The 14,496-nt window shown below is 68.7% G+C and carries 14 protein-coding genes; 6 read left to right on the plus strand and 8 right to left on the minus strand.

What is annotated here, in order from left to right:
* Positions 1–47: 47 nt before the first annotated feature.
* A complete protein-coding gene (locus ABT085_RS33085) occupies positions 48–857 on the minus strand; it encodes an SDR family NAD(P)-dependent oxidoreductase (protein ID WP_351616343.1) in 810 nt (269 codons plus the stop codon).
* A gap of 151 nt (positions 858–1,008) precedes the next feature.
* Here ABT085_RS33085 and ABT085_RS33090 point away from each other — a divergent pair, with 151 nt between their 5' ends.
* Positions 1,009–1,839, plus strand: coding sequence for a helix-turn-helix transcriptional regulator (locus ABT085_RS33090; protein ID WP_351616347.1), 831 nt, complete (start codon positions 1,009–1,011; stop codon positions 1,837–1,839).
* Between the two features lie 114 nt (positions 1,840–1,953).
* Here ABT085_RS33090 and ABT085_RS33095 read toward each other — a convergent pair whose 3' ends face one another.
* The 3 genes from ABT085_RS33095 to ABT085_RS33105 form a co-directional block, all read right to left on the minus strand.
* Positions 1,954–2,490 carry a hypothetical protein gene (locus ABT085_RS33095; RefSeq protein ID WP_351616351.1) on the minus strand — a complete coding sequence of 179 codons (537 nt, stop codon included), beginning with the start codon at positions 2,488–2,490 and terminating at the stop codon, positions 1,954–1,956.
* A 5-nt stretch (positions 2,491–2,495) separates the two neighbouring features.
* Positions 2,496–3,239 (minus strand): hypothetical protein, encoded by a 744-nt coding sequence (locus tag ABT085_RS33100; RefSeq protein WP_351616354.1) that lies wholly within the window; start codon positions 3,237–3,239, stop codon positions 2,496–2,498.
* Between the two features lie 213 nt (positions 3,240–3,452).
* Positions 3,453–4,016, minus strand: a complete 564-nt coding sequence (locus ABT085_RS33105; protein WP_351616356.1) for a DinB family protein — start codon at positions 4,014–4,016, stop codon at positions 3,453–3,455.
* Positions 4,017–4,204: 188 nt separating this feature from the next.
* Between ABT085_RS33105 and ABT085_RS33110 the strand changes: the two genes are divergently transcribed.
* On the plus strand, positions 4,205–6,622 hold the full coding sequence (locus tag ABT085_RS33110) for an ADP-ribosyltransferase domain-containing protein (protein WP_351616359.1): 2,418 nt from the start codon (positions 4,205–4,207) through the stop codon (positions 6,620–6,622).
* 167 nt (positions 6,623–6,789) lie between these two features.
* Complete coding sequence (gene hchA / locus ABT085_RS33115) at positions 6,790–7,668, plus strand: glyoxalase III HchA (protein ID WP_351616361.1); 879 nt, start codon at positions 6,790–6,792, stop codon at positions 7,666–7,668.
* A gap of 47 nt (positions 7,669–7,715) precedes the next feature.
* Here the strand turns inward: hchA and ABT085_RS33120 are convergent, their stop codons facing one another.
* A complete protein-coding gene (locus ABT085_RS33120) occupies positions 7,716–8,468 on the minus strand; it encodes a hypothetical protein (protein WP_351616364.1) in 753 nt (250 codons plus the stop codon).
* A 296-nt stretch (positions 8,469–8,764) separates the two neighbouring features.
* Here ABT085_RS33120 and ABT085_RS33125 point away from each other — a divergent pair, with 296 nt between their 5' ends.
* Both ABT085_RS33125 and ABT085_RS33130 read left to right on the plus strand, forming a co-directional pair.
* On the plus strand, positions 8,765–9,493 hold the full coding sequence (locus ABT085_RS33125; RefSeq protein ID WP_351616367.1) for a FadR/GntR family transcriptional regulator: 729 nt from the start codon (positions 8,765–8,767) through the stop codon (positions 9,491–9,493).
* Positions 9,494–9,745: 252 nt separating this feature from the next.
* Entirely contained in the window at positions 9,746–10,891 is a 1,146-nt protein-coding gene (locus ABT085_RS33130) for a DUF3103 family protein (RefSeq protein WP_351616369.1), read from the plus strand.
* Positions 10,892–11,024: 133 nt separating this feature from the next.
* On the opposite strand, the gene ABT085_RS33135 is transcribed toward ABT085_RS33130, so the two are convergent.
* Entirely contained in the window at positions 11,025–11,849 is an 825-nt protein-coding gene (locus tag ABT085_RS33135) for a hypothetical protein (RefSeq protein ID WP_351616373.1), read from the minus strand.
* Between the two features lie 115 nt (positions 11,850–11,964).
* On the opposite strand from ABT085_RS33135, the gene ABT085_RS33140 reads away from it, so the two are divergent.
* Positions 11,965–12,843 carry an endonuclease/exonuclease/phosphatase family protein gene (locus tag ABT085_RS33140; RefSeq protein ID WP_351616379.1) on the plus strand — a complete coding sequence of 293 codons (879 nt, stop codon included), beginning with the start codon at positions 11,965–11,967 and terminating at the stop codon, positions 12,841–12,843.
* 59 nt (positions 12,844–12,902) lie between these two features.
* Here the strand turns inward: ABT085_RS33140 and ABT085_RS33145 are convergent, their stop codons facing one another.
* Together ABT085_RS33145 and ABT085_RS33150 are read right to left on the minus strand one after the other, a co-directional pair.
* On the minus strand, positions 12,903–13,577 hold the full coding sequence (locus ABT085_RS33145; RefSeq protein ID WP_351616381.1) for a DUF4097 family beta strand repeat-containing protein: 675 nt from the start codon (positions 13,575–13,577) through the stop codon (positions 12,903–12,905).
* Positions 13,578–13,959: 382 nt separating this feature from the next.
* Entirely contained in the window at positions 13,960–14,373 is a 414-nt protein-coding gene (locus ABT085_RS33150; protein WP_351616384.1) for a cupin domain-containing protein, read from the minus strand.
* Positions 14,374–14,496 lie beyond the last annotated feature (123 nt).

Here is a 14,496-nt window from a genome sequence, read left to right on the forward strand (position 1 = left end):
GCCGGAACACCACCGCGACGCTCCGCGTCGCCACCACAGGATTCGCTTCACCCCCGGCCTGAAGTCCGGAGCACTGCGAATGAATCCCGGTAGCGGGAGGCGAGTTCGGGACTCTGTCCGCCGAAGGCGGCGAGGTCGGCCTGGAAGACGGCGTCGAGGAGGCCCGCGTCTTCGACACCGGGGGCGCAGACGACCTCACCGAGCTCGAGGCCACGCAGGCCGGCGGTGACGACGTCCTCGGCGGACATGCGCGGCACGGTGCTCATGTCCATTCCCTGGCGCGTGTGGAATTCGGTCGCGACGACGCCGGGGCACAGCACCTGGACCTGGACGCCGGTGCCCGCCAGCTCGGCACTGAGGGTCTGGGACATGGCGACGAGGTAGGCCAGGGAGCCGGCGTAGGCGGCGCGGCGGGGCATGACGGACGGGTCGGCGGGGCCGCTGAACGCGATCATCCCGGCCACGTTGATGATCTTTCCATGGGCACGTTCCTGCATGCCGGCGACGGCGGCGCGGGTGAGCATGGTGGGGGCGACGACTTTGACCTGGACGAGTTCGCGGGCCTTGTCGGCGGGCAGCTCGGCGAGCGGCATGTAGTGGGCGACGCCGGCGTTGTTGACGAGCATGGTCAGCGGCTCGTCGGCGCAGATCCCGGCTACGGTGTCGGCGCCGAGGTCGGTGGACAGGTCGGCGGCGACGGTGCGGACCCTGACGCCGGGATGGCCGGCGGCGAACTCCTCCAGGCGGTCCTTGTTGCGGCCGACGACGATCAGGTCGTAGCCGTCCGTGGCCAGGCGTTCGGCGAATGCCCGGCCGATGCCGGAGGTGGCGCCGGTGACGAGGGCGAGCTTGTTCATGAGTGCTGATCCTTTCGGGGATCGGGGTGTGCGGCGCGGTTCTGCCATGTCTCCACGGTCGGCGAGAAGCGGACGATTAGGCAGGAGACCCGTTTTCCTGGGAACGGCAGTACCAGGACAGGCAAACGTCTCTCTTGCCACAATCGAGGGCATGGCGACCACAGAACTCGGGGCGGCCCTGCGTCACTGGCGCGATCGCGTCTCGCCCCAGGACGTCGGTCTGTCCACGGGCGGACGCAGGCGCGCCGCCGGGCTTCGCCGTGAGGAGCTGTCCCAGCTGGCGGGCGTCTCCGCCGACTACATCGTCCGGCTGGAACAGGGACGCGCCGCCAAGCCCTCACCTCAGATCGTCGAGGCCCTGGCCCGCGCCCTGCGACTCACCCAGGGCGAACGAGCCCACCTCTTCCGTCTGGCCGGCCTCGTCCCACCGGGCCCGGGCACGGTTCCTCGGCACATCACGCCCGGGGTCCACCGCATGCTGGACCGGCTGACCGGCACGCCCGTCGCCGTCTTCGACGCCGCCTGGAACCAATTGCTAGCCAACCTCCTCTACACGGCGCTCATGGGGGAATGGCACGGGAATGACCTCAACGGGGTCTGGCGCAACTTCCTCAACCCTGACAGCCGCGTACGCCACACCGCCGATTCCAGAAGCGCACTGCAGGCGGCGCTCGTGGCCGATCTGCGCCGCACCTCCGGCCGCTATCCCGACGATGCGAGCCTGCAGTCCTTCATCGCCGAACTGCGCCGCCGCAGCGACCACTTCAACGACCTGTGGGAATCAGGCGCCGTGGGCGAGCACGAAGCCGGCCGGAAGACCATCGACCATCCCCAGGTCGGCGCACTGACGCTGGACTGCGACGTGCTCAGCGCCGCCGGCAGCGACCTGCGCATCATGGTCTACACGGCCCAGCCCGGGACCGAGGACGCCGACCGCCTGGCGCTGCTTGCCGTGATAGGCACGCAGCTGTTCACCGGCTGACCGTCCAAGGCCGGAGAGGTAGGCGTCGGCCCCAGGCGGCGTACCCCTGGTCCGACGCGTCCGCACCAGCGTCGCCCACCTCGGCTGGTCCGCGGGCCGCCGAACGGCAGACGATCAGCCGGCTCGACACGAGCCGCCGGCCTCGGACGCGGAGACGGCGGGACGGTGATCACTTTCCACCGAGCCCGCGGCGACGAGCTGGAACGCCTGCATGCCGTCCATGGGGGTGCCATCGGGATCGAGCCCGAAGGCGGCCGCAAGCACGATGGGGAGATCGGCCTCGGGGACAGCGCCGCGCAGCTCGGCGAGAACGTCGGGAAAGTCGGCGTCGTCGATGGCGCCCAGATACTCCTGGCGCAAGCGGTGGATGACCTCCACCAGCTCGGGCCTCAGCCGCATCCAGGCGCGGGACGTCCGGATCTCATCCGCGACTTGGTCCATGAACCAGCTCATGATCTCGTACGGGATGTCCAGGTGCCGTCCTCGGGGATCGAAGCACACGGTCGGCTCGCGTGCCGGGTCCTCGTCGGGGATGACCGCGGTGACCACGGCCCGTTGCTCCCGGACGAGGTCCAGTTCCAGATACCAGGCGTCGTCGGGCACGGAGTACATCGCGGTGATCGCGTAATCGCGGCTGGGGTGCGTGACCATCGTTCTCAGGCTTTCGGAACGAGCGGCGGTGTGGTGTGCACCTCGGCGTCCGGAGCCAGCTGCAGGCCGGCCATGGCGAGGAAATCGGTGAGTTCGATCCGGCCGCCGTTGGTTCCGTCGTCCCAGCTGGTCCAGAGGCCCGACTCCTCGCCGTCCCAGGTGTCGACGTCCCCGCTCGGATGCTGCTCGACGGTGCCCTCGCCGTGCCGGTACCGCAGGTACAGGTACTGGCCCGTGGTCGTCCAGGCGTCCCACTGCGACGGGAAGCCACCGGAGGTCTGTACTACTCGCGCGATGGTCACGTCCTCGTGCAGGTGGGCCTCGACAGCGCCCAGATGCTGGTCGTGGGCGATGAGGAGGTCGTCATCGAGTCCGAGGAAACGGATGCTCCCGCCGGGGAACTGGAGCGTGAGGCCGGCCGTGAAGCCGACATGGCCGTCGTTGTAGTGGATCTGCCGAACCGAGCGGATCGGCTGTCCGACGAACCGGGTCACCGGATCATCCGTCGAATCGTCGGCCACGAAAACGCTTCCGTGCTCGTCCATCGAGCACGGTCCGTGCGGCTGGTCGGCCCGTAGAGCCACACCCGTCGAGGGCGTGTGGAACAGAACCGGGCCCAGCCCCTCCAGGTGAAGCCAGAGGTGCACCAACGACGGCTCGTCGTCAGCACAGTGATGCCAAGCCGTGGTCGCCTTCAGCAGTCGCCTCCCGATCAGGTCGGCGGGAATCAGCTCCTCATCGTCGATCACCAGCCGATGCTCGCACGGCCTCACCGACAGGACACCCGAATTTCCCGCCCCACCGTCCTGGTTCATCGCGGGACCAGTCGCACCACGTGCCCTGCCACGTGGACGACCGGCGAGGAGGCGGTATCGCCCACGCCCAGCACGAGCACCCCGCAAACCGATCACGCCCGAACCCTCGACCAGCACGTTCGAAGATGGCGAAGCTTCTTCGAACAGTCATATGCGGTGCGCTACGGCTCCGTCCTGTCGGCGGTAGAGGTCGCGCAGCAGGGAAATCTCAGCGCCGTGATGGATCAGCTCCCTGTTGACGTGGAGAATGATGCCCTCCATGGGACGCCGCTCGGGACCCGCCGTGGGCGGATTCTCCAGGTCAGCGTCCGAGAGCGCGCGGACCCCCGCGTTCCATCTCCCGTACATCTCATCGAGCTGCATCAGCGCCTCGTCAGCGGTCCCCGCGTAGGCGAATGTCTGGGCGTCGACGTCCTGGCCGCCGAAGTGCCATCCGACCCGATAGCCCAGGCACGAGACGATGATGTGTGCCAGCCGCCAGGCAATCGTGGTCACCGGAGCCGGCACCGGGTCAGGGGACGCGGAGTCCATCGTCCACTCCCCCGAACCTGTCGACATCGGTGCGGCCGACGTGTCGCGTGGGCGGATACTCCAGCAGCCGCGCACCGGCTCCCAGAAGTACTCATCATCGGTGAGACCATCCAGCCGCGGCCGCAGGTTCTTGCGCCAGTACCAGTCCAACTGCTCCGCGATCCGCTCGCTTCTAGTCATTTCCGCACACTACATACACCGGAGACCTGACCACCCCGAGCGAGCGCCACGCTTACAGGCCCTGCAACAGGCGCGAGATCCCGGCCGATCCTGACGGCAGGTCACCGGTGCCTTGTCGGGGCTGCGTTGTCAGTGGCAGGGGATACGTTCGAGGTCTTGGAACCGCTGTTGCACAACAGGAGTGGACGATGACCGAGAGCACTGTGCTGCCCGCGCTCAGGGTGGTACTGACGGACGTCAACGAGCGTGTGGTGGAGGCGTGGCGTGCCGCGTTCGCCGACACCCCCGGAATCGAGATCCGCAAGGGCTCGATCCTCGACGAGGACGTCGACGCCTGGGTCACCCCCACGAACTCCCGGGGCCGGATGGACGGCGGGGTCGACGCCGTCATCAAGCGATACCTGGGGTCCGGCATCCAGGTGCGTGTCCAGCGGGCGATCCGTGACCGGTTCGCCGGACCCATGCCGGTGGGCAGCGCGGTGTGCGTCCCGTCCGGCGCGACCGTCCCCCGTTACCTGATATCGACGCCCACGATGGTGCGGTCCTCGCAGAACGTGAGCGCCACGCTCAACGTGGCGCTGGCGTGCGCGGCCGCCTTCCAGGCCGTCCACCGGCAGAACCGGAAGAAGCCGGGCAGCATCCGGTCCGTGGCGCTGGTCGGTCTCGGGGCGCAGACCGGCCAGGTGCCGGCCCGGGTGTGCGCCAACCTGATGTGGACCGGCTACACGCTCTTTCACGACCACTGGTTCGAGGACGACGACGAGCTTCGCTCCACCATCGTCTCCCAGCTCCACGGGATCGAGAACGCGCCCGTCGACCAGCGGGTACGTATCGTGCCGCCGACGACCGGCACGCCTGTAGCCCCCACGCCTACGCCCGAAACTCCCGCTGCCGCAGCCGCTCCCACTCCGGCCTCTCCTCCTGCCACGACGAGCGAAAGCGCCATCGCCATGACCGGATCGACGACCGGTGTCCCGGCTGAGGGCCAGCCGCAGCAGTCCCAGCCCGAGCCCGATATGAACGACCCCTTCGCCCTGGCCGAGCTCTTCGACGGTGGCGGGGAGGCCTGGCTCCCGCTGCTGAAGCCGGTCATCGAGGCGCAGCCGGACGCCGCGCGGTTCATCGGCAAGGGCCGCAGCCCCGAGGTGGTCCCGGTCCGCGAGCTGACGTTCCAGGCGCTCAAGCCGAACCCGCCGCACAAGTGGAAGGTCGTGGTCTTCGGCCAGAACCCGTATCCGCGGCCGGAGAGCGCCACCGGCATAGCCATGTTCGACAACACCTTCAGCGACTGGAAGGACAGCCAGTTCGGCCGCGTCGTCAGCATCAGGTGCCTCATCAAGGCGGCGGCGATGTGGAAGTACGGCATCGCCAAGAAGACCCCGATCGCCGAGGTGCGGGCGCTGCTGAAGGAGCGGGACACGGTCCAGCCGCCCGAGTGGTTCCAGGCGATGCTGACGCAGGGCGTACTGCTGCTGAACGCGTCGCTGACCGCGAGCGGTGACGGGACGATGGGGGCCGACCAGCACACGGCGTTCTGGCGGCCGGTCGCCGAGCGGATCGTCGAGGAGATCCTCAAGGCCAAGCAGGACGCGCCCGAGGAGGACCGCGGCGTCGTATTCGCGTGGTGGGGGGCGCACGCCCGCAGCCTGAAGCGGGTCGTCCTGCGGCTCCAGCAGAAGTACCCGGACGTCGAGGTCCGCCATCTCGACCACGCGAACCCGGCGGCACAGGGCGACATCTTCTGCGAGGGCGACCACTTCACCCAGGTCAACGACGCTCTGGCCTCGCTGGGCGCCGACGGCATCGACTGGCTGCCGAGCAAGGGGTGGAACGAGACGGCGACCGGCGCGGGCGGTGCGGACGGGGGTGTCGCGGCGCGCATGGGCGCTTTCATCGAGTCGACCATGAACCTGCACCAGCTGTACCTGGAGCGCCTGACCAGCGTCAAGGACGAGGGCCTCGTCCTGCCGGCGATCACCGGTGTCTTCGACACCGCGCTGATGGACTTCGAGAACGCCGTCGCCCCGGCTTCCGCGGTGCTGTCCGGGCTCGCCGGACACATCCGGCGCTCGCACGACTTCGGCAAGCGGCGCGCGGACCAGGCGGCCGGCGGCGGCCTGTCCGCCGACGCGATCGCCGCGCTCCACCTCTACACCTGTGAGTCAGCCTTCTACCGCGAGATCAACAGCGTCCTGCGCTCCCCCGACCGCACCAGGCTGACGCCCTACCTGCCCTACCTGCGGCTGCTGTTCTCAGCGGTCTCGGAGCTGCCGGCCTACACGCAGCCGCTGTGGCGCGGGGTGTCGCTGGACCTTCGGGCGCAGTACCCGGTGGGCCGGACCGTGACCTGGTGGGGTGTCTCCTCGTGTACCTCCCAGCTGCAGGTGGCCAGGGCGTTCCTGGGCAGTCGCGGCAAGCGGACCCTCTTCGAGGTGACGCCGGCCCGGGCGGTCGGGATCAAGAGCTTCTCCGCCTTCACCGGCGAGGAGGAATACATCCTCACGCCGGGTACCCAGCTCAAGGTCACGGAGGTGAGGAGCGAGCCGCGCGGGCTGTGCACGGTCCGCCTGAGCGAGGTCACGGACGCCGCTCCCGTGGTGTCCTGAACCACGCCCCGTTCCGCCACAAGATCCACCTGCCGGGTCGAAAGGGGCGCGCTAGCATCGTCATGGATCATCTCGAAGGGACAGTCGATTCTGCCCTTCCCGGGCAGTGCGCCCCTTTCACCGTCACTGCCGAGACTTTCAGCCGCTTGTGAAAGCAGGTCGTCAGCATGCCTTCTGCCGCGGAAGATCTGAGCAGGGACCCCACCCCAGATCCGGCCGAGGACAACGCGTACTTCCCTTCACCGTATTCGCTCAGTCAGTACACCGCGCCGAAGACCGACTTCGATGGGGTGAAGCACAAGGGCGCCTACAGAGGGAAGCTGAAGGTCCTCATGGTGGCGGCGGCGGAACGCTATGTTCTGCTGGAGAACGGCAAGATGTTCTCCACCGGAAACCATCCGGTGGAGATGCTGCTGCCGGCTCACCACTTGATGGAGACGGGCTTCGACATCGACGTCGCCACGGTGGGGGGCTACCCGGCGAAGCTCGAACTGTGGGCCATGCCGGACGAGGACGCTGCCGTCAAGGCGACGTACGAGGCTCTCAAGCCGAAGCTCAAGGCGCCCAGGAACCTTGCCGATGTCGTCGAAAAGGACCTCGGCGAGGATTCGGACTACGTCGCCGTCTTCATCCCGGGCGGACACGGGGCCGTGGTCGGTCTGCCGACCAGCGAGGCAGTGACCGGGACCCTGGACTGGGCGCTGGCGAACGACAAGTTCGTCATCACCTTGTGCCACGGCCCGGCCGCGCTGCTCGCCGCCTCGCTGGGCAAGAAGGAGTCACCCTTCAAGGGGTACTCGGTCTGCGTCTTCCCCGATTCGCTCGACGAGGGACCGAACCTCGACATCGGCTACCTCCCCGGCCGCCTGCAGTGGCTCGTCGCCGGTCTGCTGAGAGAGCAGGGCATGCATGTCGTCAACGACGACATGACCGGCAGGACCCACCAGGACCGCAAGCTCCTCACGGGTGACAGCCCCCTCGCCTCCCACAGCCTCGGTCTCCTCGCGGCCGAGGCCCTGCTCCAAGAGGTACAGAACAACGGCTGACGCCGTACGCCGCCGCCCCGAGCGCGAGGCTGGGCGCTCGGGGTCCGTCAACGGCGGTCGGCCCCGAAAGCCTCGCTCTCGCGCAGCACCACGAGTGCGAAGGCAAGGCGCTTGTCCAACCAGCCTTCCCGCATGACGAAGTACCACGCGTGGCTCTGGTTCGCTCGCGGACAGGTCAGCACGGCTTCTCTGTACCCTCCGTCCGGGCCCGCCTCTTCCGCTGCTTCTGCGCCCACCGTCCAGACCACCGGTTTGGGAGCTGAACCGGAGTCCCCCACTTCGTCGGAGCCGAAGGACAGCAGAGAGTCGACGACCCCTTCGAGGACATGACCCACCCCGCGGCCCAGAGCCGCCCCCGGACCGCCTCTGGCCCAGTTACGGAGAGCCACGATGGGCGGATACCCGGGCTGTTCCATCCACAGGCTCTGCTGGGTGAGCCGCTTCGCGACCGGGGTGCGGCGGACCGAGCCGAGTTCGAGGCCGGCGGCGTCGGTCACCCGGTAGCGGTCGGAGCCGTCCGGGAGGACCGTGCACAGCAACTGTCGGCTGTCCTCGTCCTCGTACAGGCGGAATCCACCCTTCGACAGCGGCCGGGCCGGCTCCAGGGGGATGATGAAGACGCCGGGGACCATGTACTCGTCGCCTGCGCGTGTCCTCATGAACCGCACGGCGTGCGGGCCCTCGCCGCGCTTCGACTTGCGAATCGTGTTCCGCATCATGCGGCCCACCGTGAACTGGGTGATCTCGTCCCAGTGCACCGCCTCGAACGGCTCGTCGCGCTTCCGCCTTCCGAAGGCCATCCGCTTCCCCTCCCGGTCGGCCCGCATTCCTCTGCGTCGGTACGAGCGCCGGTACGAGGATACGAAGGCGGCTGTCCATCCCAGCCGAGCCCAGCCACGGGCAGCACGGATGCCTGCCCTTCCGTCGGCACCTGAGCGTCGGCCGGCCCAGTGCCGGGCCTGGAGCCGGCCAGACAACTCCCCTGTGTCGTCAGGTAATTGACGACACAGACTGAGACTGCTTCACTGTGGTGGTGGCTGAGCCACTCAACCAGTGAGCCGCCGCACCATCCGATTGCAGTCTCGGGAGATCCTCCGTGGCCGTCGACAGCATTCCGCGCCAAACCGTGGTCGACCTGCTCGAAGCACGGCTGCGTGAGGCCATTCTGAACGGCACTCACGAGCCCGGTTCCCTGCTGCCGCCCGAGCGGGAGCTGGCGGCCGGGTACGGTGTCACGCGCACCACCCTCAAACACGCCCTGACACGGCTGGAGAAGTCGGGTCTGCTGAGCACCAGGCACGGCATCGGCACCCGCATCCTCGACTATCTGCGGCTCGGCGGGGCCGAGTTGCTCCCGATGCTGGCCGCGCAGGACCCCGGCTGGCTGAGGGAGATCTTCGAGGCCCGCCGGCACATCGGCGTCCTCATCGCGGGCCGGGCGGCCGTCCGGCGCACGGCACGGCAGGCCCGGCGCCTGGAAGAACTGCTCCAACTGGTCGCCGACGCCCCGGACGCGGCCGCGATCCAGCTCGCCGACGTGGAGGTGCACCGGGAGCTGGCACGCGCGACCGGCAACCGGGTATACGTACTCCTCACCAACACGCTGTTCAACGCCTACCTCCCCGTACGGGCTGCGCTGCGGGCGCCGTTCGAGGACCCGGCACAGGCGTGGAATCGGCTCGCACCGGTGGTGCGCGCGGTGGTCGACCGGCAGAGCGAGGACGCTCAGCGCGCGGCCGAGGTGTATCTGCGCGGCACCGAGAAGATCATGCTGAGTTCACTGGAGCACGACCGCCGACGTTCGGCCGACAACAACTCCTGCTAGCCCGTGGCCCCTTCGGGCGCGTGACCCCGCTCGCCCGACGCGGTGGTCCGTAGCCACCTGTTCACGCACTGATTCTACGCGCGTCATATGTCATGAACCGGCTAACTCGATGGTTCATGGTGCCGGCCCTGCCGGCCTGCACCAGGTGCACAGCCCTGACATCACCGGCTGCCGGGAAGAGACCCGGAGCCGCCCACCCCACAGACCGCCGCCCGCCCCCGCGGTGCGGCACGCACCGACAACCCAAGGAGCATGGTGAGCAGAGCAAGCAAGCGTCGCGGCGCCCTCATCGGCGTCATGCTGAGCGCGGTCATCGGCGGCAGCGTCCAGCCGGCCATCGCCTCGGCGGCGGCCGCCACGGACAGCCCGGCCACGGCCCAGCAGAAGTCCCCGGTCCGTGACATCGAGAACCAGATCGCCCGGTCGCTGGCCTCGTCGCTGCACGACTCGCAGTGGCGGGCCCAAGTACGCACGGCCTCGCTCGCCACGGACGAGGTGGACCTGCAGGCCCTGGCCGGCAAGTCCACCCGGCCCGCGGGGCGAAAGCTGACCGCCTCGGTCTCTGCCGCCGACCGGCGCCTCGCGGAACTGAAGGGGCTGCCCACCTCGACCGGCTCACTGCTGCGGGTACGCCTGGGCGCGCCCTCCATGCGTGCGCACCTGAAGACCGACACCACCCCCTGGGTCGCCGTCGCGGCGGCGGACGATGACGCGAAGACCCTCACCGCCTACGACAGCCAGGGCCGCGCCCACACCGTGGGCACCGCCCGCGTGCCCGACCGTCCCCTGTACGTCCTGGACATCGACGTCACCAAGGCCCACCGGGCCGGACTCGCGGTCCTGGACAAGGCGTTGGCCGCCAAGGGCCTCACCTCGCAGGCCGGTCTCGCCAAGGCGCAGGACACGGGCGGCTGGTGGGCCACCAAGGTCGACGCGATCGAGGTGAACGACGACCAGGAACCCTGGTTCAAGGGCGCCGCCGAGATGTTCTCCCTGGTCACCGGCTTCGGCCTGGACGGCAAGGCACGCGTCGACTCGGTGGACATGCCGTACCTGGACTACGACGGCACCACCTACTACCCGAACCAGATCCTGGTGAACTGGTCGAACTACAAGTACAACCTGGCCGACGTCGTGATGATGGAGGACGACGACGGCACCAACTACCGTGCGCTGGCCACGGCCATCACCACGGCCCTGCTCACCGTCACCGACCAGGGCACCTACATCCCCCTGGTGAACGCGGTCCTCAGCGCCATCCCCGACTCGTGGTTCACCGACGACCCCGACTACGTCGAGTCGTGGTACACCCTGGCCAAGAACTCCTCGGGCCGCCTCAACGGCGCTTCGGGCAACGGCTGGATGACGGTCGACCCGTACTTCGTCGAGGAGCTGTGACCCCTCCCGCGCACCAGCACGACTGACCGGCGGGGGTGCCGGGAGATCGAGGCCCTGCACCCCCGCTCCCGTCCCCGGCATCGGATGATGGCCGGGGACGGCCGTCGTACCGTGGCTGTGGCCGTCGCGCCCTTCAGCGGTGTGCCGGTTGCAGGCGCTCGATGCGGTCGAGGTCACCGGCGAGCAGGTCGCGGTGGCTGATGGTGAAGTCTCCATTGGGCAGGACCTGCCCTTCGCCGTAGCGCCGGCCCGTGACGGCGGTGGGCAGGAAGGTGCGCAGACGGTGACGCATGTCCCCGGGGTGGTCGACAGGGGTGCCCCAGTCGGCGGGGGCCTGGTCGGTGGACAGCAGGACCCAGTGGTCCACAGGCACGTCGGCGCCGAGGTCCGGCGCCTTGCCGGTGTGGCTGTCCAGGGCCGGCACGGTCAGCCGGTCGGGATCGAGGGGCGCGTACCAGAGCAGCAAGGGCTTGGCGCGTTGCGCGTCGGCGTTGTCGAAGCAGCACACAGCGATGGTGTGGTCGGGGAAGCGGTCGGCGTAGAAGGCCAGAAGGTCCGGCTCGAGATCGGGGCGCCGGTGCGGCGGCACCTGCTGGAGCGCGGCAAGGACGGCGGTGGGGTCGTCCGCCAGAACCACCGTGTAGACGTCGTGGTCGAAGACCTGGACAGTCTGCGGTTCCCCACTCATCCAGGCCATGCCGTCGTCTGTGGCGGCGCTGCGTTCCACGGCGGTCACCATTCGGTGCAGAACGTCGCCGTTGCGTCCCGTGGACAGGAAGTGATGGGGGGTGAGCTGTCTGGTGGGCAGGTGCAGCAGCATGGCGTTGGGGCCGTCCGCGAGGTTGACCGCAGTGTTCTGGTACCCCAGGACGTGGATGAGGCCGTGCACCTGGTGGTGCTGTCGCCCGCAGTAGACGATCGTGCCGGAGAACGCGGCCTCGCCTGTCGAAATGCACATGCCGGAAAGGTATCGCCACCGCCCGGACCTCCGTCGTCCGAGCGGGACGGACACGGCACAGCCCCTCTGTCGACCGACAGCCCCGCCCAAGTAACCTCGTGCGGGGAGACGTCAGATGCCAGCGGGCTCCATTTCCGAGGAGGCGATGGTGTTCGGAAGCGGCACGCGGTTGTTCGCAGCCTCGGTGATCGTGGCCTGCGTGGTGCTCGTCGGCCCCAGCGCGCCCAGCGGCGCCCCCTCCGCCAGGCCGCTGCCCGTCGGCGCCGCCGCAGACGTCGTACCGAACCGGGTCATGACGTGGAACCTCTGCAACCCCTGCGCCCGGAGCAACGTCGACCGCGCGGCGGAGATCGCCACGTACGCACCCCAGGTCGTCGCCCTGCAGGAAGCGTGCGTACGTGACGTCGACAGGATCCGGGACTACCTGGAGAGCTTCTACGGGCTGGTCTACCACGTCGAGTACGGCATGGTCCTTCGCAGTTGGAGCCGCTGCGGCGGAGCACCATGGAGTCCGGGTGCCTACGGCCAGGCGGTCCTGTCGGCAGCTCAGATGACGGACCGCGTGAGCGTGGAATACCCCGACGGAGGATCCGAGGACCGCGGGTACATGGCCGTCAGCACCGTGGTGGGCGGCAGGTCCGTCCGGGTCTTCGCCACGCACCTCGCCCAGCGACGTCAGGAGGCGGTCCGGGCGGACCAGAGCCGCCTGCTCGCCGCGGAGATCGCCCGGTACGACCGCGCGATCGTTCTCGGCGACTTCAACGCCGTGCCGGACGCGCCCGAACTCGCCCCCCTGTGGGCGCTGGCCACGGACGCGGATCCTCAGTGCCGTCCCGCGTCAGGAGGCGCCTGCAAGCCGACCACCGACTGGCAGAGCAAGTTCGACTACATCTTCCTGCGCGGCGTCGTTCCGCTCGCACAAGGCACGCACCCCAGCCCGTACTCGGATCACCACCTCGTGTACAGCGACGTCGCCTCTCCCGAAGCCACTTGAGCGGATCACCGTCCAGCACGGTGGCGGGGTTACTCATCCAGTGATCTCCGGTGGACGCGTCACAGGCTGCCGGCGGTGATGTCGCCATAGGCGGTGGTCGCCTTGACGGTCAGAGCGGCGACGGCGGTGCTGCCGGTGTTCGTCAGGGTGTTGCGGATCCGCCCGTAGGCGGTGCCGGCGTCCAGGGTGGCCGAGACGCCCTGGGCGGCGCCGACGGTGATGTCGCCCTGCTGAGTGCTCAGGGTGAGTGCGCCGCCGGCGGCCTCGGTGATCGTCAGGTCGCCCTTGAGGGTGCTGATCTCACCGGAACCGTTCAGACGGCCGACCGAGACGGTGGCGTCCAGACCGGTGAGGCGGACGCCTGCCACCTCGTCGAGCTCGACCGGTCCGTGCGCGCCGTCGAAGACGACGTCCCCGAGGGGGCCCACACCGCGCAGTTCGGCGGCTGCCGACTTCGCCTCGACACTGGAACCGGCGGGCAGTTGCACGGTCACCTCGACCGAACCGGTGTTGCCGAGGATCCGGTTCTTCGCCTGCGGGACCTCGATCCGCAGGACGCCGTCGGCGTGGGCGATCCGGACCTGACCGGCCGCCTTCACGTCACGGCCCTTCGAAGCGTCCGCGGGCCGGACCTCGACGGTGGTGGTGTCGCGGTCGGCGGCGATGAGCTGAATGCGCCCGGCCGGGATGTCCAGGACGGCCTGGACGGGGGCGGGGGTGGCGAACTTCTGCATGATGCACTCCTTCGACTCGCTGTTTCCGATGAAAGAAACGCTACGTTGCATTCAGACATCAGGCAACAAACATGTGGCGCAACCACGGTATTTTCACAGGCAGATGCCGTGATTTCGTTGCAACGGTTCTGAGCCTAAAGCAACGAGTAACACCGGGAGCGTTGCATTGAGTTGAGAGTGAACGCACTGGTGCCGTCACGAGAAGGGGCAGCAGGATGCAAAGCACGTCCGCAGGCACCCCGAGTCGCCGAAGTTCTGCCGCCGGAACGCGGAGCCGTCCGGCCGGTCGGCGCGTCCGTCTCGCAGTCAGGGTGGCGGCGGGCGGTCAGGCGTCAGGGCCGACGGGCCTGGTGCGAAGCACCGGACCGGATCCTGGCCACGCTCACTGATCGCCTACGATCACCGACCCCTTGGACTCGGTCATCTGGTCCAAGGGCTCGGCAGCCCGGGTGAGCGGGCCGCCCGCGTCACCCGTGTTGAGGACCCCTGCCGGTTCCAGCAGCAGAATGGCGGTCTCCTCCTCCGCCACGGGACAGTGTTCGACGCCCCGGGGCACCACGAACAGCTCACCCGGTTCGAGCACGACGTCCCCGTCCCTGAGCTGGATGGTGAGCCGGCCGCTGATGACGAGGAACAGTTCGTCGGTGTCCTCGTGGGTGTGCCAGACGAACTCGCCCTTCAGCTTGGCGAGCTTGACCTCGTAATCGTTCAGATCGGCGATCTTCTTCTGTGCCCAGAGCTCATCGAACAGCGAGAGCTTGTGGGCCAGGTTGACGGCTGCACGGGGTTCGGTCATGTGCCCAGCGTGCCGCCACCGGTTGCCCCTGGTCTTGTACGTTCCTTGCATGACTGGCAGTCAGCTCCGGACGCGGATCAGCGTCCGGCGGGCGCTCGGGTGATCAGCCGAGCAGAGGCACCT

Origin of the sequence: Streptomyces sp. NPDC002265, from assembly GCF_040296125.1 — a bacterium.
GTDB lineage: Bacteria > Actinomycetota > Actinomycetes > Streptomycetales > Streptomycetaceae > Streptomyces.